The 18,356-nt window shown below is 66.3% G+C and carries 16 protein-coding genes; 1 reads left to right on the top strand and 15 read right to left on the bottom strand.

Annotation, left to right across the window (positions count from 1 at the left end):
* Nucleotides 1-37: 37 nt before the first annotated feature.
* Both A5688_RS05465 and A5688_RS05460 read right to left on the bottom strand, forming a co-directional pair.
* Complete coding sequence (locus tag A5688_RS05465) at nt 38-538, bottom strand: VOC family protein (RefSeq protein WP_067834941.1); 501 nt, start codon at nt 536-538, stop codon at nt 38-40.
* A gap of 130 nt (nt 539-668) precedes the next feature.
* Nucleotides 669-1,355: a TetR/AcrR family transcriptional regulator gene (locus tag A5688_RS05460; RefSeq protein WP_067834942.1), complete on the bottom strand. Its 687-nt coding sequence runs from the start codon at nt 1,353-1,355 to the stop codon at nt 669-671.
* A gap of 122 nt (nt 1,356-1,477) precedes the next feature.
* Here A5688_RS05460 and A5688_RS05455 point away from each other — a divergent pair, with 122 nt between their 5' ends.
* Nucleotides 1,478-1,924: a nitroreductase family deazaflavin-dependent oxidoreductase gene (locus A5688_RS05455; RefSeq protein ID WP_067834944.1), complete on the top strand. Its 447-nt coding sequence runs from the start codon at nt 1,478-1,480 to the stop codon at nt 1,922-1,924.
* Nucleotides 1,925-1,930: 6 nt separating this feature from the next.
* On the opposite strand, the gene A5688_RS05450 is transcribed toward A5688_RS05455, so the two are convergent.
* The 13 genes from A5688_RS05450 to eccD form a co-directional block, all read right to left on the bottom strand.
* Nucleotides 1,931-2,611 (bottom strand): hypothetical protein, encoded by a 681-nt coding sequence (locus A5688_RS05450; protein WP_067913397.1) that lies wholly within the window; start codon nt 2,609-2,611, stop codon nt 1,931-1,933.
* 92 nt (nt 2,612-2,703) lie between these two features.
* Nucleotides 2,704-3,648, bottom strand: coding sequence for a sterol desaturase family protein (locus A5688_RS05445; protein ID WP_067913394.1), 945 nt, complete (start codon nt 3,646-3,648; stop codon nt 2,704-2,706).
* Between the two features lie 70 nt (nt 3,649-3,718).
* Nucleotides 3,719-4,822: a cytochrome P450 gene (locus tag A5688_RS05440; protein ID WP_067913391.1), complete on the bottom strand. Its 1,104-nt coding sequence runs from the start codon at nt 4,820-4,822 to the stop codon at nt 3,719-3,721.
* 382 nt (nt 4,823-5,204) lie between these two features.
* A complete protein-coding gene (locus A5688_RS27520) occupies nt 5,205-5,627 on the bottom strand; it encodes a hypothetical protein (RefSeq protein ID WP_131812157.1) in 423 nt (140 codons plus the stop codon).
* A gap of 174 nt (nt 5,628-5,801) precedes the next feature.
* Complete coding sequence (locus tag A5688_RS05435; RefSeq protein ID WP_067834952.1) at nt 5,802-6,518, bottom strand: MgtC/SapB family protein; 717 nt, start codon at nt 6,516-6,518, stop codon at nt 5,802-5,804.
* 247 nt (nt 6,519-6,765) lie between these two features.
* Nucleotides 6,766-7,089 (bottom strand): DUF732 domain-containing protein, encoded by a 324-nt coding sequence (locus A5688_RS05430; RefSeq protein ID WP_067834957.1) that lies wholly within the window; start codon nt 7,087-7,089, stop codon nt 6,766-6,768.
* 119 nt (nt 7,090-7,208) lie between these two features.
* On the bottom strand, nt 7,209-7,535 hold the full coding sequence (locus A5688_RS05425; RefSeq protein ID WP_082951229.1) for a DUF732 domain-containing protein: 327 nt from the start codon (nt 7,533-7,535) through the stop codon (nt 7,209-7,211).
* 49 nt (nt 7,536-7,584) lie between these two features.
* The gene (locus A5688_RS05420; RefSeq protein WP_067913388.1) at nt 7,585-8,988 is read right to left on the bottom strand and encodes a PPE family protein; all 1,404 of its coding nucleotides are present in this window, start codon (nt 8,986-8,988) and stop codon (nt 7,585-7,587) included.
* Between the two features lie 68 nt (nt 8,989-9,056).
* On the bottom strand, nt 9,057-10,316 hold the full coding sequence (locus A5688_RS05415; RefSeq protein ID WP_067834963.1) for a PPE family protein: 1,260 nt from the start codon (nt 10,314-10,316) through the stop codon (nt 9,057-9,059).
* 1,496 nt (nt 10,317-11,812) lie between these two features.
* Entirely contained in the window at nt 11,813-13,645 is a 1,833-nt protein-coding gene (gene eccA5, locus A5688_RS05410) for a type VII secretion system ESX-5 AAA family ATPase EccA5 (RefSeq protein ID WP_067834965.1), read from the bottom strand.
* On the bottom strand, nt 13,642-14,850 hold the full coding sequence (gene eccE, locus A5688_RS05405) for a type VII secretion protein EccE (protein ID WP_067834968.1): 1,209 nt from the start codon (nt 14,848-14,850) through the stop codon (nt 13,642-13,644). Before eccE ends, eccA5 begins: the two co-directional genes overlap by 4 nt.
* A gap of 19 nt (nt 14,851-14,869) precedes the next feature.
* Nucleotides 14,870-16,723: a S8 family serine peptidase gene (locus A5688_RS05400; RefSeq protein ID WP_067913385.1), complete on the bottom strand. Its 1,854-nt coding sequence runs from the start codon at nt 16,721-16,723 to the stop codon at nt 14,870-14,872.
* Complete coding sequence (eccD, locus tag A5688_RS05395; RefSeq protein WP_067834972.1) at nt 16,701-18,212, bottom strand: type VII secretion integral membrane protein EccD; 1,512 nt, start codon at nt 18,210-18,212, stop codon at nt 16,701-16,703. The genes A5688_RS05400 and eccD overlap by 23 nt, the downstream gene beginning before the upstream one ends.
* Nucleotides 18,213-18,356 lie beyond the last annotated feature (144 nt).

Below are 18,356 nucleotides of genomic sequence, written 5' to 3'. Positions count from 1 at the left end.
CAAGCGGGAGGTGCCCCCAGTGCATCGTCGCTGCGGCTCACCGCTGCTCCTGTTTGATGTAGTCGTAAAACGCCCTCATTTCGGGCGGGACGTACGCGAATTCGACATACGGCACGCCCGCCTGCGGCGCCGATAGGTACACGAATTGGATGCCGCCCGGCATCGCGCCTCGCTGCACAACCGCGGCGCCCCGATCGGCGGCCTCGGTCACCGCCGCTTCGAGGTGCTCGGGGCTGTCGACCTCCACGCAGACGTGGTGCAGACCGGGCCCGCACTCGGACAGAAAGTCACTATAGATGTTCTCCCCGCGAACCGGTTGGATCAGCTCCAACTGCATGTCGCCGAGGTAGCTCAGCGAGATGCTGGCAACGAAGTCGGCGGGATTGCCGCGGTAGCTACACGCGTCCGGAGCGAAGTGCACATCGGGTATGCGCACCCACTTCCGCACGCCTAACAGGCCGGTAAGGGCCGTTTCGGTGGCATTCAGATCCGCGGTAACCCAGGCAACCTGCGTTGGCGATTCAACGGGAAGCGTCATCGCCTCGCAGAATAGTCCAGCCGCCGGGCCGCCAGAAAGGGCCCACACGACTTTGCCATGGCGTTCGCATCCGAACGGCAAAAAACCGGGTGAACACGTTCTAATTCGAGCTGTCCGCGGCTGTGGCCCCTCACCGGTGCTGGCTCAGCACGTCCACCAGCATCCGCAGTTGGGCGTCGAAGACGGCTTCCGGGTCGGTCAGGGTATCGGCGCCGTATTGCCCGAACACCTCGAGGCTGATGGCCCCCAGCACCCCCGCCCACAGCAAAAAGCACTTGGCGAGGACCTGGTCGTCACCGGGGAACCCGAATTCGTGGCGAATTCGCTCGAAGTCCGATGACATCGGCTGCGGCGCAAGGTCGTTCGTGAGACGGATATCGCCCGTGGCGATTCCGGCTGCCACCGCGTCGAACAGCGCCGCCACCACCCGGGTGCCCACCGCCACCGTGCGCTCGGGCGGTGCGTGATATCCGGGCACGGGACTGCCGTAGAGCAGGGCCCAGCGCGCCGGGTGCGCGACGGCCCACTCCCGCGTCGCCCGCGCGATCGCGATGACATCGTCGCTCCACAGGTCCCCGACGGTTTCGCGGGCGCGATCAACGGTGTCGGCCAGGTCGGAATAGGCGTCCACCAGCAGCAAGGTCAGTAGCTCGTCACGGCTGGACACGTAGCGGTACACCGCCGAGGACACCATGCCCAGCTCGCGCGCGATGGCCCGCACCGACAAGCCGGCCGCGCCGCGCTCCACCAGCTGGCGGCGGCCGAGTTCGACGATTCGCGCCTCGATCTGCTCCCGCGATTCCTGGCGTTTGCCCACGCGGCCAGTCTGGCATAACCGAGAACACCGCTCTTGCTTTCCGTAGCGAGTTGTGGCAGCGTGTTCCTTTCAGAGAGCACTGCTCTCTCAAATTTGACCAAGATTCGCTGAGGGGTGGCATCATGTCCACGCGATACGAAGAACCGAACAGGGCCGCCCGCGCAGCCAACGGGATGATCCGCTGGCTTGCCGAGGCGGGGATCAGCATCGCCGGAACCCGGGCGCTGCGCGTCCGCGGCCGCAAGACCGGCAAGCCGCGCGCGGTGGTGATCAACCTGCTGACCGTGGACGGTGTGGACTACCTGGTCTCGCCGCGCGGCAACACCCAGTGGGCGCGAAACGTCCGGGCCACGTCCGTCGTCGAGGTGGGTCCGCGCTGGCACCGGCGACGCGTGCGCGCCAGCGAGGTCGATGACGCGGCCAAACCCGAGCTGTTGAGGCGTTATCTGGCCAGGTGGTACTGGCAGGTGAAGGATTACGTCGGCGGATTGACCCCGGACAGCAGCGACGAGGAATTCCGCGCCGTGGCGCCCACGATTCCGGTGTTTGCGCTGACCCCGGTGGGCTGACCGCCCCTAGTGCGCGTTGTCGCGCACCCCGAGGTCCTCGCGAACCTCCTGTGACGTGGCCCCCCACGACACCGCCGCCGGGAAATCACCCCAGACGCTGTTGAAGATGCCGACGAGCTGTCCCGGGCCGCCGTTGGGCGCCAGGTACACCGGGCCACCCGAGTCGCCGTTGTGGCTCTGCACGCCGTGCGACATGGTGAACCAGCCGTTGTTCACGCTCTCCACGGTGCCGCAGGTTTCCCCGGTGATCACGCCGAAATGGCAGACCGGCTGCCCGGGCGCGAGCGCGAGGCCGGGGTCCGAGACCAGCGGACGACCGCCCGGCAGGATATTGTTCGCCATGACGCTGTTGTCCAGCACGATCGCTTCGTAATCGCTGATCACCTGGCTGGTGGACACGGTTGTCCCGCTGGGGGTGTTGTCCCGGAAGGCCGCCATCCGGCCGATGACGGCACCACCCCGGTCCGTGACCACACCGCCCCCGCCGCGGCAGTGTCCCGCGGTGAAGGCGATTTTCAGGCTGGGGTCGACGTATCCCAGCGTGCAGACGCGGTTGTCCTGGCGTATCTCCATGCCCGGATACACCACGACGTCGGCTTTGGCCGGCGCAGCCGGCAGCAAGGAGGCGAGCGCGGCGACAGTGGTCGACGCGGCGAACGTGCGCGTTGCCAGACGACGATGCACCATGAACTCCGATCCATCGGGCCGATACCGACGGGAGGGTGAGGCTACGGCGTATCCCCTCCACGCTCAGGTTTTCGCGCCGTCCGAAGCAAATGTTACAGCGAGGTCACGACCGGGACGGCGGCGTCGGTTTGACGGGCTGCCCGCGGCAACCAGCCGGGCGGGCCGAACACGTAACCCAGCCGATCACGCAGGCGCGTCGCCGATCGCCAGTCGCGGGCCATCGCGACGTATTCGTGGGTCTGCAACCTCCAGATGTTGAACGTGTCCACGCGCTTGGTAAGGCCGTAATGGGGCCGGAACAGCTCGGCCTGGAAGGTTCCGAACAGCCGATCCCAGACGATGAAGATGCCGCCGTAGTTCTTGTCGAGATACACCTGATCCATGCCGTGGTGCACCCGGTGATGCGACGGTGTGTTCAACAGGAACTCAAACGGCCGGGGTAACTTGTCGATCCGCTCGGTGTGGATCCAGAACTGGTAGATCAGGTTCAGCGAGAAACTGAAGAACACCATCCACGGCGGAATCCCCAACAGCGGCAACGGAATCCACATCAAGATCTCGCCGCTGTTGTTCCACTTCTGGCGCAGCGCGGTGGCGAAGTTGTAGTACTCGCTGGAGTGATGGGCCTGGTGCGTCGCCCATATCAATCGCACCCGGTGTGCGATCCGGTGATAGGCGTAGTAGAGCAGGTCCACTCCGAGAATCGCGATGACCCACGTGTACCAGTGGGTGGGCGACAGGTGCCAGGGCGCCAGGTAGGCATAGATCGCGGCATAGCCGAACAACGCCAGCGTCTTCCAGCCGGCGGTGGTGGCCACCGACACCAGCCCCATCGAGATGCTCGCCACCGAGTCGCGGGTGAAGTGCGCCCCCGACGCGGGCCTCGCCGAGTCGGCGGCCTCGGCCGTGAGGCGTTCCAGTTTGCGGGCCGCGGTCCATTCGAGGGTCAGCAGCAGGAGGAAGAACGGGATGGCAAACAGCACCGGGTCCCGCATCTGCGGCGGCAGCGCGGACAAGAAGCCTGACAGGGCACTCACAGAACTAAGACTACGACGAACGCCGCGAGACACGGCCCGCTTTGGTCCGCGATGGCGCCCCCGTGGCTGATCAGGGCGATTCCCGGGGGCCTCGCTTCCAGCGCAGCGGTAGGGACTTGAGCACAAATGACGGCGCGGGAAACGGGATCTCGGGCGTATAGCCCGGTGGCAGTTCGAAGTCGGAAATCTGGTCGAGCCACTCCTTGATGACGATGGTCAGCTGCATCCGCGCTAGATGTGAACCTATGCAGCGGTGCGGTCCGCCGCCGAATCCCCAGTGCCGGTGCACCTTGCCGTCCATGACCAGGTCGTCTGTCGAGATCGCGTCGCCGCCGTCGCGGTTGATCGCGGCAGTGCACAATCGCACCGGCGTCCCCGGGGGCAGCGTCATGCCGCCCACGTTGACGAAGTCGGTGGTGACCCGGGCCGCCATTGGCGCCGCGGGCTCGAGTCGGACGATCTCTTCGATGAAGGGCCTGATCTGGTCCGGATCACGGCGGAGCTCTCCGCGGAGCTCGGGCCTGCGTGCCAATTCGAACAGCGCAAAGCCAATCGCCCCGGCCACCGTGTCCAGTCCGGACAGAATCAACAGGTGGCTCATGCCGAGCAGCTCGAGGTCACTGAGGCCGCCCGGATCGGCCATCATCTGCGACAACATGTCAGACCCCGGCTTCTTCCGGCGTCGCTGAATAACGTCGGCGAAGTACGCCAACAGCTCGCACCCTCCCGGCTTGCCGGCTACGCCTGCGTCCTTCCAGCCGATCACACTGTCTCGGTCCTCGAGTGGCAACCCGAACAGGTCCATGAACACCTGATACGGGTAGAGGCGCCCGAAATCCGCCATCGCCTCGCACTCGCCGCGGCCGGCGAGGGCAGTGATCATTTCAACGGCGTGGCGCTCCATCATGGATTGGTACTGGTTCAGCGCGTGGGGGCCGAAATACGGCTGCAGGATTTTGCGGTAGCGGGTGTGCTCGGGCGGGTCGAAGGCCGAAGGCAACACCGGCACCGGGGTGCCGGGCGGCTGCAGGGCCAGTTGCGCGGAGAAGAGGTTGGGTTGGACGAGCGCCGCCAACACATCCTTGCGGCGGGTCAGGTAATAGGCGCCGTTCATGAACACGACCGCGCCGCTGTCTCGCAACATTTTCCATCCGAGGCCTCGATCGGAGCCCATCGGCAACGCGGAAGCTTCCAGTCGCGGCAGGTGGAACGCGGGCGGCGGGCTTTGGTCAATGGTCCGACCCTGACGGACCTCTGCGGAAGCGCCCTCCGCCGCTTGCGCCCCGGAATTCATTGCTGCCGCGCCTGATTCGCGTATGTGTGGGCGCGCTGAGCTGTGCGTGCAAGCATGACTGTTCCTCCAAGACAATGGCTTTGAGGAATCGGCCGGCCCTGCGGCGGTGCCGTCGAATCCGACGACTCGCAGCGCGGTAGCCGGGCGCGATTCGGGATGATCAGCGAAGATCCCTAGGATGCCTTCGCGCCGCGAAGCCGCATCCATGGGCAAAGTTGTTTCGTGTCAGGCGCTCAAGACCCGACGACGGACCGCTGACCTCTCAGCAGCGAAGCACGCAAAACTGGATCGAGCGATCTCGGCTGTTGTAACCGACTTCCGTTGCAGCCCGTGCGTTTTCCTCCAGCTGCGGCCGTGTTGTCACAAACGACACCGGCAACAGCATCCAGCCCGACTGGGGCGATAAGTGAATCCAACCAACCGGCCGATCCCGGGTCATCCACGTGTTGCGAAATGGCTTTTTATTCGCCGGTACGGAGCCCGGCGCGAAGCCGTGCTCCCGATCGTTGGCAAGGTGGATGTCATCACCACGTTGCAGCCGGTCGGCGTGCGCGTCGACAGCATCATTCCGATGGGTCCACGCCGCGGGCTCCGGCATTGCGGCAGCGACTAATTGGGGACGCAATGAGGACCCGACGATCACGGCAATGAATACGCTCAGTACGACGACGAGGCCGACGGTCAACCGCCATGGTCTATTCGTAGAAGCGTCCCAAAGCCCCACAATGGCATGACGTTACGACCCGATCCTTAGGCTCTGCCGCCAGCAAGCTGTGAAGATCTTCAAAGTACGATGCGCGTGATTCACGCGAGCCCGCGCCGGACGCAAGCACGCCGCACTCGGAAACGGACGCCCGTCTCAGCGGCGATCGTCGGACTGCACCTCGTCGCCGGCATACCACTGCACCGCGCGGACGCCCGGCAGCAGCGACAATTCGGCTACCAGCCGCTCCAGCCGCGCGGGGGCATCGCCGTTCATGAGCAAGTGGGCGGTGAGGGTGACCTCGTCGTCGGCCGGGTTGCCGGTATGGATTCCGCGAAGCGTGATGTCATTGCTGCCGGCGTGCTGAACGATCTGGGCCCGCGCGTACTTCTCATGCTTCGAACGGCAGACCACCTGCACGAGATACGGCAGCAGGCTCTCGTCTTCTTCGGCGCTGTTGTCGCGGTCGATCAGCCGGCCGAGTGGCCGCCCCAGCAGGTGGATGCCGATGACGGTGCCGGTGCCGATCAGCGCGAACACCAAATGCCCGGAAGCGGCCAGCACCCCGATCGCCGCCGAGCACCACAAGGTGGCGGCCGTGTTGAGGCCCCGGACATTGACGCCCTCGCGCAGGATCACGCCACCGCCCAGGAACCCGATGCCGGAGACGACATAGGAAGCGACCCGGGTCGGGCTGGTGTCGGAGGTGGCCGCCGCGTAGAGGACGAACAGAGTCGCGCCCCCGGCAACCAGCGCGTTGGTGCGCAGGCCGGCCCGGCGCGCCCGCCACTGCCGCTCCAGACCGATGAGCGCGCCGCAGCCCACGCCGACGCCCAGTCGGAGCACGAAATCGAGAGCGCTCAGCGTCTCCAACGACTCACTCCTTTCCCTGGGGTTTTCCCCGGGTTTTCGCTGTCGAGTATCCCCCGGCCGCGCCGGCAGATTGCGGTTTGCGGACCCGGCGTGGTGCCTGCCGGCGCAGCTAACCACGCGGAGGTGAACGGTAGATGGACCCGCGCCCAATCGGGCACGGGGCGGCCACACGGGTGAAACCTGCGGGCAGCCGATTGGTTGCACCGAAGCCACCCGATGAACGGTCGTGTGGGCCGGCCGGCCCCGGCTACCCTCGGTTAAGTTGCTGCGGGCAATAGTATTTCGCCGCGATCGCCAAGAATGACGTTGCGTGATCGTTGGTGAGTCCCGGGTTTTGACTCTTCAGTTCGTCGAGCATTTGAGGGCCGAACTCACCGTTGCCCAGTGAGACGCAGACCGCCTTGGCGAACTTGATCGCCCCCTCTGGGTTGGAGTAGGTGATCCCCGCATTCCGCAGTGACGCGAGGAAGCCGGCTTCATCACCGCCGGTTGTCCCCGGGTCGCCATGCGCGAGCGGGGCAAGGCCGATCACGGCCGAAACGCCAACGCTCAGCGCCAGCTGCAGTCTCATAGCTCGTGATTGTCGCACGCCGCGACGATGTAAGCAGTGCCCGCTGACGTCCCACAGATCTGTTGAGCGGCAAGGCATTCGAGTTCACCGACCGCTACGGTCGCCACCCCGACCGCGGATCAGGTCTTGGAGAGCTGTTGGGGGCAATAGAACTTCGCGGAAATCAGCGCGAAATTCGATGCCATCTCCATATCCATCCCCGGATTGTGGGTTTTCACGTCGTGGACCAACTCCAGCCCCGACTCGCCGTTGTTCAGACAGGAACATACCGCCCTGCCGGCGGCGACGGCCGAACCCGGGCTGTTGAAGCTGAAGCCGGCCTGCTGTAGCGCGGCCACGAAACCCCCGTCGTCGCCGTCCGGCACTGGTGGAGGACCGGCATGCGCCGGTGCGGCAAGGCCGACCATCGCGGAAACACCCAGCAGTGCGAGCAGTCGTTTCATCACTATCACCCTTCCGTTGTGGCGGCCAGGAACACGGATCTGCCTCTGTCCCTCAACCCAATTGGGCGTCCGCAGGTATGACCTTTGATTTGTCGCCCTTCTTCAGATGCACCGCGTGAATGCCCGGCTTCTTCGCCAGCTGCTCGAGGAGAGCGTCGAGGTTTTCCTGGTCGACATTGTGGTGCTGCACGGTTTCGGGCTTCTCCGAGATCTGTGCGACAAGGCGTTTGAGCTGTTCCGGCGATTGCTTGTTTTTGAGGTCCTTGATCGGAGCCATCCGATTGCGCACGCCCGCACGCGCCACCGTGGGTCCACCGGAACCCACGGCGCTGCCCAGCATCCCGGCCAAACCCATCGAACTGAACAGGCTTCCCTCGCCCAGCGCGGCCGCCGGAATCGCTTCGGTCCCGGCGGCCGACAGGGCGGCGGCGACGGTTCTGATGGCCGGGGTGGACGTGGCCCAGCTCGGCGGGATCGACAGCTTTCCGACCAGGGTGCCCGCATTGCCCATCCCGGCGATCGGGCTGATCGAGCTGTACAAGGTGCCGCGGCCGAAGCCCAACGCCCCGAGCCCGGCACCCAGCGCGTCTTTCGGCAGCGCGCCGTAGCCGACGGGCGGGGCGAATTTGAGCCACTGTGACAGCGGAAAGTTGATCAGCAACCCGATGTCGTTGAATTGCGTGGTGAGGCCGAGCGGCACCTTCACGGCGTTGTACATGCTCGTGTAGAAGCTGGCCCCGCCCGGGACGGTGTTGAACAGATTCGTCATGAACGTTTGGTAGAGATAGGCCAAGTTCGCCGGGATCGAGAACGGCCCGCTGTAGGGCAGGGTGGTTGTCGCCGCCGCTGCCGCGGCATTCGCGACGTTGGCGGCCGGGGTGCTGGCCGCCGAAGATACCGCGGCGGCCTGCATCGGCTCCGCGGCCGCATTTGTGGTGCTGGGCGCCGGGCTGAACTCCGTCAACTTGTTGGAGGCGGTCGCCGACGAGGCGAAGTAGGTGTCCATCGCCGTGGCGTCCTGAGCCCAAAATTCGCCGTACTGGGTCTCGGTCGCCGCGATCGCCGACGTGTTCTGCCCGAACAGGTTGGTGGCCACCAGCTGTGCGAGCAGGGCCCGGTTCTCCGCGATCACCGCCGGCGGCACATGGGCGGCGAAAGCCGTCTCGTACGCTGCCGCCGCCTCGGTGGCCTGGGTGGCGGATTGTGCGGCCTGCGCGGCGGTCTGCTGCATCCAGGCCACGTACGGGGCGGCCGCGCTCGCCATCGCCATCGAGGACGGGCCCACCCACGGTCCGGCCGTCAGGCTCGAAAGCACCGACGAATACGACGAAGCGGTGGACTGCAATTCGGCGGCCAGGTTCTGCCAGGCCGTCGCCGCGGCCACCAACGACCCCGCTCCGGGGCCGCTGTACATCCGGCCCGAGTTGAATTCCGGCGGAAAGGCTCCGTAGAACATCTCTCGTACCCCCTACCTGGCTGCCTGGGACGACAGCGCTTGGCTGCCAAACGATTTGGTTGTCACGGTCATTCCTCGATGTACGGGATCACGATGATGGTGGCCGCGGCCGGATCGGCTTCGGCGGCAACGCCGCCCAGCGAACCCGCCGCCGAGGCGGCACCACCGACGGGACGGGTCGCGGCGGCCGCGACGGCGCGTCCGGCCAGGCTGGACAGCGCCATCTGGCTGAACGCGCCCTCCTCACCGGCCATCGCCGCCGGCGCCGCGGCCAGGTTGGCCGGCAACGCTTGGGCGACCGTCCGGATCGCCGGCGCGGCTTCGGTCCAGCCCTGCGGCACCGACATGCTGCCCACCAGAGCGGCCTTGCCCATGGACCCCGACGCCTGCCCCGCCCCGACCGCGGAGCTCAGCATGGGCTTGACGGCGTTGGCGCCACTGGCCAGCGGCGCCAACGCCCCGGAAATCGCCTTGGGCCCAGCCAGATAGGCGGCCGCGCCCTGCCCGTTTTGTCCCCAGGCGTACGCCTGGCCGAATGACAGGAACGGCCCGCCGGGGATGGTGCTCCACGACTGCGGCGAGTACACCCCGGTCACCACCGACCAGAACTCGTTCCAGTTCGTGATGAACGACGGCGTAGTCAATTGCGTCGACGCGGTCCCCGCGGTGCCGGCATTGGTCACCGCCTGCGCCGCCGGCTGCATCGTGGTGCTCAGCTGCGCCAGATGGCTGACGGTGTTCGAGCCGGATTGCGCGCTGCTCTGGGTGACCGCGGCCGCTTGCATCGGCCCGGCCGAATCGTTGGTGGTCCGCGGCGGTTCGGCGAACGGGATCAGCTGAGAGGCGCTCGCCGAGGCCGCTGCGTACGCATACATCGCGGCGGCATCCTGCGCCCACATCTCCATGTAGTGCGCTTCGGTTGCGGCGATCGCCGGGGTGTTCTGACCCAGGATGTTGGTGGCGACCAAGGTCGCGAGCAGCGCGCGATTGGCGGCGATCACCGGCGGCGGAACTGTCGCCGCGAACGCGGTCTCGTAGGCCCCGGCCGCGAGTTTGGCCTGGGCCCCCGCCTGCTCGGCCTGCGCGCCGGTGGCATGGATCCACGCCACGTAGGGTGCCGCCGCAGCCGCCATCGCCATGGACGACGGGCCGGTCCACGGACCCGTCGCCAGGGTTTCGATGGTCGAGTTGTACGACGCGCCGGTGCTCTGCAGCTCCGCGGCCAGTTCGTCCCACGCCGCGGCAGCGGCCAGCAGCGGCCCCGAGCCTGCTCCGATGTACATCCGCCCCGAGTTGTATTCCGGCGGATAAGCCCCGAAATCCAACATCTAATACCTCCGGTCCCTCTTGTGGCCGCCATGGTAGGCGCGGGTTCGCGGTCCCGGCATCGACGAAGTCGCAGCTCTAAGGGAATTCATCGAATCTGCTAGCGAATACATGTGCAGATCCCATGTGCTGTCGACAACAAACTCATCCTGTTCCTAGCTGTGAATCGGCGCCGTAATGGCGTACGAACGACTAGTCAAGCCACGCTGCTATCGCTTTGACGATGGTGCCCATAACATATTTCGGTGGACGTTCCCGTCAGGTAAATCTGTGTAAAAAACAAATATCGTGAGCCCTGGAGCCGTGTGAGAGACGCTGGCAACAACCAGCGGTTTTGTGGTCCAGATCACTGATATGGCCGGTTGAAGGCAGTAGCGTACTGCGGACTAAAAGATTTATCGATTTAGTCCGATGGCGTGAAGAATAATTGCCTCAAATCGGCTCCGTCGCCGATCTGATCGACCGCCTCAAGGGCTATTTTTAATGTATAGGATCTTTAATTTGAGTAACCTCCAATATTGGCTCACGTCCGATGCATGGTATTGCGTTTAACATTTAAATCGGAATGGACCCACAACGGACCTGTGATCGAGAATTTGGCGCCGGGCCCCGTACTTATCTTTTTGGTCATTATTCGGGCAATTCAATCGAACCCGAATTGAGCCGACGGCGTTGTCGGTACTCGCAATGTTGCTACCTCCGCGGTGAACCATTTGTGCGCTGGAGTCCGCCTGCCCATCGACGGCCCCCGATCGCGACGCGACGCCGGCGATGCACCGCCGGCCGCCACCGATCCCGCACCGCCCCAACGGGCGCCGGCACCACCAGCGCCAATGAGGGTGGCCCGGCGCTCGGCCGCCGGGGACACGGGCCGGGCCTGGATCGCGACGGCGTGGCAATGGACATCACCGAACTCGCAATTGATCCTCACACTGTTCTCCTCGGATTCACCTATACGAGTAGACGTGGTCAGTCTGCCGTAGCACTGATTAGCTACTGACAGTTTCCTGTGGGGCATCCCGTGGCTGTTCACACCGATATTTCCAGGTCCACTAATGGCCTCGAAAGCCGCTTCACCGCGTTGCTGGCACGACGGCATTTCCCAAACCAGGATTGTGGAAAAATTCCGTTCGCCGGACGTTAATTCGGATTGCGCACGTTGTTAACCCTTGACGGGCCCACGGGCGCAATCACCCGAGGGTCCTGGATCTCCGTTTAAGGGTGGAGCCCACTGGCCGCGGATAACCTGGCCGGCCCTGCACGGGATGCCGGCTTTTCGCGACCGAAACGTGGCGGCCAGCCTAGCCTGCGAGCGGTCCGCCCCCAGAAGCGCAGGAGGCCGGGTCACTCACGTATTGGCCGCCTGGGCCAACGCAGCGGCCCGTCGGGCATTCCTGCCGGTCTTGCCGTTCGGCGCCGGCGGGAGCGGCATCACCGTTAGTCTCGCCCAAAACGGTTGCGGTCCAGCAGGTTCAACGGCTGAACGGCCGCGAACCTGTTACTCCGGCTTCTTCTCGGCGACCGCCGCGCTCAGGCCCTCGGCCAGATCCTCCTGCGTCAGTTCCTTGAACCGCAACAGTTGACGTTCGCTGAACTCGGTCACGTCGCTGGACAGCACCGCATCCAAATCTTCGTCGTCAAGACGGAAACTGCGGTGATCGCGGGCCTTCTCCACCACGTTACGCACGAAGCCGGCGTTGCCGAGCGTATCGATGCCGCGGATGAGATCGCCGTCCTCCGAATAACTTTCGTCGAGGTAGAACTTCGTGTACGACGGCAACAGCGCCTGTGCCGACTCGTCGGTGATGACGTCTTCGTTCTCCTGGCCCATCAACCGGGTGAGCGCAACCAATTCGTCGGGGGTGTAGCTGAAGAACTCGATGACGGTCGAAAAACGGCGCCGCAGACCCTGATTCACTTCGAGCATCTTGTCCATGGCCTTGGCGTAACCGGCGCCGAAGACGACCAGTTCGTCGCGATGATTCTCCATGTACAACAGCAACGTGTTGATGATCGCGTTGCCGTACGGGTCGCCCTGCTGGTAGCCCTTCTCGTGCAGCGTGTGCATCTCATCGAAGAAGACCGCGCCACCCAGGGCGCCCTCGAGCATCTCCTCGGTGTTCTTCTCCGCGTCGGCCATGTACCGGCCCAGCAGCTTGGTGCGGCTGGTTTCCACCACCACGGGTTTGCGCAGCACGGTCAGCCCGCACAGCTGCTTGCTGAAAGCCCTTGCCACTGATGTCTTTCCGGTACCGGGCGGGCCGAGCAGCAAGGTGTGGCGCGACGTCACCGGCACCGGAAGGCCCATCTTGGCGCGTGCCAGATTCACCTTGGTCGTCGACTTGATGAGCTTGATCTCGCGCTTGGCGCGTTCCATGCCCAACATCGCGTTGAGCTCGGCGTCGCCTTCGGCCAGGTACTTCGCCGCCTCTTCGGCGTGGCGAGCGGCCTCGGTCTCGGCGCGGGTCGGCGCGCTGTCCGGGTCCCACGGATCGGTGCGGGCCTCGATCGTCTCCGGGTCGGTCAAGACCAGGCGGAAGTTGGGGTTGTCCAGCGCTTCGCGGGCCGGGGTGAACTTCGGATCCCGTGAGTACACCCGCCGCAGCAGCTCGACGGCCTCGTCCTCGCGGCCCAGGTGGCGCAGGCACATGCCCTGGGTGTACAACGCGATGTTGGCCGCGCCCGGCACCCGGTCGCCCTCGATGGCCTCCTGACCCCGGCGCAAGGCCTCCTCGAACACACCGAGGGAGGCCAGTGCCGTGGTGGCCATCGCCGCGCCGGCCGCCTTCAACTCGGGCTGCCGCCAGCTTTTGCCCTCAGAAAACTCGGTGAGCACGTCCGGCCACCGAGCGGTGCGGAAGTACAGCACGCCCCGCACGTAGCTGACCAGCTCTTCATCGACGGGCTGGCGGGGCTCGACGCCCTCGATCAGCTTCGAGGCTTCCTCGTAGCGTTTCGCCTCGGCCAGAACCGCGGCGTACGCACATGCCAGCGTCTCCACGCTGGTCACCGCCAGCCGCAGGAACAACCCGTCGGAAACCTGGGGGCGGAACTGCAATTCGGTCACGCCGAGCCGGCGGGTCTCCCACCCGAATGTCCGGATCGACGACCACGCGCCGGCGAGGACGTCGAGGCTCTGCTCCCCCGCCAGGATCCGTGCCAGCCAGGCGTCACACATCCCGGGATCCAGGTTGGTCGCGGTGGTGAACATCTGCGACGCAACCTGCGGATTGTGGCTGGGCTGCAGCCCGTTGACCGAGACGCCGGAGGCCAACAGCCCGGCGACCATCGCGTTACGGGCGCTCTCAGCGGTTGATTGCGGCCTCGTCATTGCGCTACAGGCACGCCGGCCGAGCTCCCTCGCAGCTGGTCGACGGATAACGCTAGGTCATCGTCGTCGGCGCGCAATGGACGGCCTGGCACGACCAACAGGGGGCGCGCGGTCGGGGCGGGCAGGCTGGCGCGGACCGCGGCCAGCTGGCGTCCGGTGAGACGGTTGAGGCCCGACGAGACGTCCCTGCGCAACCGCTTCTCGGTGTGGTAGCGCACCCACGCCGATACCTGCGGCCGGCCGCCGCGCGAGGTGAGCCGGATGGTGAGCACCGTGGCGAAAGTCTCGTCCTCCCACAGCTCATCGAGCTTGTCGGTGGTGATGTCGGACGGCGACAACCACAGGCTGGTGACGAATCCGTTGAAGTGCTTGAGGCGGCGCCAGCCGGGACGGCTCCACGTCGGTTCCAGATCGGCCAGCACCGCGCGGTCGACCTCGGCGAGCTCCTCCGCGGTCAACGGCCGGGCCGCACAGGTCAGCCCGTCGAGATCCTGGGCGAGCCGCTCGGTGGCCGCCACCAGGGTCGACGCCAGCGAATCGCGGGCGGCCACGGCGGCGACGTTGCGCTGCGGATTCATCCGCAGTACCAGCCAGGTGCGGCGAACGTACGAGGTGGGCTGATCGTGGGCCACCTCCCACTCTTCGGGGCCCCAGTCGTCCAGCTTGGACAACTCGGCGGCCCTGGCTTCCGGGCCGCCGCGCCGGACCTTCACCGACACGATGTCGATGTCGTCGAGGTGAATGTCGAACTGGCGCAGGCCCGAAGCGACGGCCGACACCAGCAGGGTGGGGGGCGAATTCCGATGACGGAGTCGCGAGGCCGATTCGTCGTCACCGCCGTTGATGGCGATCACCGTGACCAGTTGGCCGTCGTGCTGGCGCACGCCGACCTTGTCGCGCCCATACTTGCGCTGGTGATCGACGGCCGGGGTGCAACCGGCGGCCAGCGCCGAGCCGGGATCGGCGGACCAATCCCACAACCAGGTCGCCAGCCCCGACGTCACCGTGAGGCCGTGGTAGGTGACCAGCGACAGCAGCGTCACCAGCACGGCCAGACCGACACCCACCCAGAACGCGATGCGATACGTGCCCTGCCACGACTCGGGGCAGTGACTGGCCACCAACATGATCACGACGTCGATCAAGAACACCGTGGTCAGCCGCGGCCACGACAAGGACAACCCAAACCTGCGCTGACGCTTCATGAGTGCTGCTGCTCCGCCCCTATTGCTGTTTCCGCGATCGCTTCATCAGCATCGCCGTACCGAACACTCCGCCGCCGATGAGCAGCGCGCCGAGCAAGCCACCGGCGGCCACCCACACTGGCACCATATCCCGGTGCGGGACGGGTTTCGGAATGTTCAGCGGTGCCGATAGTTGCTGCGGCGGTTTCACCGGACCGTCGGGTACATCCCACGTCAGTGCCGCCACCGGGTCGACGACACCGTGACCGACCTGGTTGTCCACGCCACGCGCGGGCGCGCGGGCGGTGCGAGTCAGCCGGTTGATGACCTGATAGGCCGACAGTTGCGGGAACTTGGCCCGCACCAGCGCCGCAACGCCGGACACGATCGCCGCCGAGAAGCTGGTGCCCGACGGAACCAGCAGGGTGTTGTCCGGTCCGTCGATCGCGTTGATCAGGCCGTCGTCGCGGGGCGAAAGTCCCACGACGTCCGTTCCCGGTGCTGCGATGCCCACCCACGGCCCCGCCACGCTCGTCGACGCCTGGCCCTGGTTGCCCTGACTCAACGGGCGACCCTCGGTGTCGACCGCGCCGACCGTCAGGACGTAGTCGCTGAACCAGGACGGCGTCACGACCGTGGTGACCGCGCTCCAATTGCGAGGATCGTTGGGCTGCAACGGATCATGGGGCGGGTTCTGCTTGCAATCCTTCTTGCTGGTGTCGCCGGCGGCGGCCACGATGACGGCGTTCTTGTCGACCGCCGCGTAGCGCACCGCCGCACCCAGCGAACGCTGATCGATGATGTTGCGCGCGCTCATGCAGGTCACATCCGAGATGTTGATGACCTGCGCGCCCATGTTGGCGGCATGCACGATCGCCCGCGCCATCGTCTGCACGCTGTCGATCTTCGCCGATGTCTGCGGATCCTCGTCACCGGTGTAGGCGTCCTTGAGGCCGAAAGCCTGGCTGGACTGCCGGATCGCGATGATGTCGACATCCGGCGCCACCCCGCTGAACGCATCCGGACCGGCCTTGGGCGGCGGGGGCGGCGGCGGCGGCGGTGGTGGCGGCGGGTCGAGCGGGCGCGGGCCGCGCAGATTGTCAACGTTGGCCACGTGCCCACCCCCGGGGTAGCCGGGGATTGTCACCGTGCCGATGCCATGACTGGCCGCAGGCGCTTGACCGTTAGGAGCTTGCCCGCCCTGCGGCGGTCCCGGGGGCGGGCCGGCGGGCGCCGGGGCCTCCGGTGCCGGCGGCGCCCCGAAGGGGCCCGGGGGCGCTTGTTCCTGAGACTGCGGCGGCGGGGGGACCATCGTCACCGTCTGGGGCAGCGGTGACAGGGTGACCGTCTGCGGCGGTGGCGCTTTCGGCGGGGGCTCGGTGGTGGGGATGGTCACCGGTTTGCGCGGTGCCGCCGGCGGGACGCCCGCGCCGTTGGCCGACGCCGCGCCGATCATCGACGCCACGATGGTGCCGTGCGCATCGCAGTCGGACAATCCGTCCCCGGCCATGACGTAGTCACCGCCGGGGATCAGGTGCGGGAACCTCGGGTGCGGCGTCACTCCGGTGTCGATGACGGCCACCTTCACGCCGGCACCACGACCGAACTGCCACGCCTCCTGCAGATTCAGCATGTCCATGTACTTGGGCTGCAGCCGGAAATCTGTCCCGGGCAGCACGCCGACCTCGGTGCAGTACGAGTTCTGCTTCATCGGCGCCCCGGGTCCGGGCGGACCGTCCGGCGGTACCGCCCCGGCGTCGATCGTCGGGGGCGAGATCGCGTACGCGGGCGGCAAACCGGCCAATGCCCCCGACGCGAGCAACATGGCGGCGATGGTCGCGGCGGACGCGCGACCACGCCACACCTTGCCGTTAGCGATAGCGGATTGCTGCATAGACATTCATCAACCACAATGCCAGCGGGAAAATTGGCATCAGGCAGAGGTATTCAATCCATTCCACGAATTTGCGGAATAGCGGGCTGTAGACCGTGTTCGGCACGACAGCAGCCGACGTCAATCCGGCGGCCGGCAACAGCACCAGGATCGCCGCGCTGATCGAGACCGCAAGCGGCGACTGCAGCACCAGCGCGTACCGCAACACGACCGCACCGACGATCAGCACCGCCGTTCCCGCCAGGGTGATCGCCTGCCAGCGGTCGACGTAGGAGCGGCCGCGCAGCATCAGGAATCCGGCGCAGAAGCCGGCCAGCAAGAGCGGCAGCCAGCGCTGTCCGGTGCGTGGATCCGAAAGCGCGGTCAGAGAGACGATCATCAGCACGCCGAGCCCGATCAGCAAACCCGACAGGAAGGAGCGGGCGCGTTCGGCCTGGGTCAACACGTCGCGGACCGATGCGGGCCCCTCCAGGACCGGCGGACCGCCGTCGGAGCGCACCACGGTGGTGGGCAGGTCGGGCCGGGCCTCGAACACCCACCGGCTGGTGGCCGACGGGAAGACGGGCAGCCGGATGCCGGCCAGCCGGCGCGAAATCGCCGGCGCGCTTTGGTAGATCATGACCGACACCAGTACGACGCAGGTGAACAGCGTCACGGCGCTGGTCATGGCGACCATGCGCGCCAGCGCGGCCACCGCCGCGATCAGGCTGACGGTGACCATGGCGGTGTAGATCGCCAGCCGGCGCCCGGTGAAGCGCAGGGCGAGGATTGCGGCGATGGTGAGAACACCGAAGCCCAGTACCGCATGCGGCGATCCGACGCCACCGGGCGGAGCCGACGCCGCTGCGACCGCCACCGGCGCCAGGCTGCTCAACAGCATGGTGTCCGCGACGCGCCGTTCCTGCTGCGTGCGCGCCCGCATCAACAGCAGCAGCGAGACGCCGAGCGCGACCGCGCCGATCACGCCCGCGTACACGGTCGGCAGCCACGAGTTGTGGTGCCAGCGCCACCAACCCAGCAGCCCGGCGGCGGTGGTCACCCCGATGGCGACCATCGACGCACCGACCTGCACGGCGATGACCGGGTCGATGGCGGCGAAGCGCTTACTGAGATCAGCCGCGACGGCGGTGGAGATGTGCTCGATGACCTGCGAGCGGTGCTCGGTGTCCGGGATGAACCGGATCCACAACCGGTCGCCGTCGTAGACATCCTGCTCGCTCAGCGATTGAGTGGCCCGCAACGGTGAACCGTCCACCAGGCAGAGCGCCCAGCGGCCCCGGCCCGACGCCTCCAGCGGAGTCTCGCCGAGCTCCCGGAGCCGGCTGTTGACCACCTTCAGCAACGGGTCGGTCATCACCGAGACGGGCGCGTTGGCATCCAGCAGGACACCGATCTGAACACCCGCGCCGGCCATCACGCCGACGACGACTGCCTGAGGCTGCGAGATTCCCTCTACATCGGGCTGTGGTACTTCGACTACCGCAGTCATCGCCTTGCACTCCCTACCGTGATGAATGTGTGAGCCCGTGCCGCCAGTCGCGCGCGGGCGGGTGCCGCTGAACTCGTCGTGGTGCTGCGGCCCCCCGCAAAGTGCATTCCGACTAATTGGAATTCCATCTGCCTCGCCTTGCGA

The sequence above is a fragment of the Mycobacterium mantenii genome, from assembly GCF_001667865.1.
Lineage (GTDB): Bacteria > Actinomycetota > Actinomycetes > Mycobacteriales > Mycobacteriaceae > Mycobacterium > Mycobacterium mantenii_A.
The sequence above is the reverse complement of the archived record's forward strand: the minus strand, read 5'-3'. Positions and strand labels throughout refer to the sequence as shown.

Coding starts and splice junctions, on each gene's coding strand:
- eccD (WP_067834972.1), bottom strand. CDS start 18,212: ATGACTGCGGTAGTCGAAGTACCACAGCCCGATGTAGAGGGAATCTCG.
- A5688_RS05430 (WP_067834957.1), bottom strand. CDS start 7,089: ATGAGACTGCAGCTGGCGCTGAGCGTTGGCGTTTCGGCCGTGATCGGC.
- eccA5 (WP_067834965.1), bottom strand. CDS start 13,645: ATGACGAGGCCGCAATCAACCGCTGAGAGCGCCCGTAACGCGATGGTC.
- A5688_RS05420 (WP_067913388.1), bottom strand. CDS start 8,988: ATGTTCTACGGAGCCTTTCCGCCGGAATTCAACTCGGGCCGGATGTAC.
- A5688_RS05465 (WP_067834941.1), bottom strand. CDS start 538: ATGACGCTTCCCGTTGAATCGCCAACGCAGGTTGCCTGGGTTACCGCG.
- A5688_RS05400 (WP_067913385.1), bottom strand. CDS start 16,723: ATGCAGCAATCCGCTATCGCTAACGGCAAGGTGTGGCGTGGTCGCGCG.
- A5688_RS05455 (WP_067834944.1), top strand. CDS start 1,478: ATGTCCACGCGATACGAAGAACCGAACAGGGCCGCCCGCGCAGCCAAC.
- A5688_RS05415 (WP_067834963.1), bottom strand. CDS start 10,316: ATGTTGGATTTCGGGGCTTATCCGCCGGAATACAACTCGGGGCGGATG.
- A5688_RS05440 (WP_067913391.1), bottom strand. CDS start 4,822: ATGGGCTCCGATCGAGGCCTCGGATGGAAAATGTTGCGAGACAGCGGC.
- A5688_RS05450 (WP_067913397.1), bottom strand. CDS start 2,611: ATGGTGCATCGTCGTCTGGCAACGCGCACGTTCGCCGCGTCGACCACT.
- eccE (WP_067834968.1), bottom strand. CDS start 14,850: ATGAAGCGTCAGCGCAGGTTTGGGTTGTCCTTGTCGTGGCCGCGGCTG.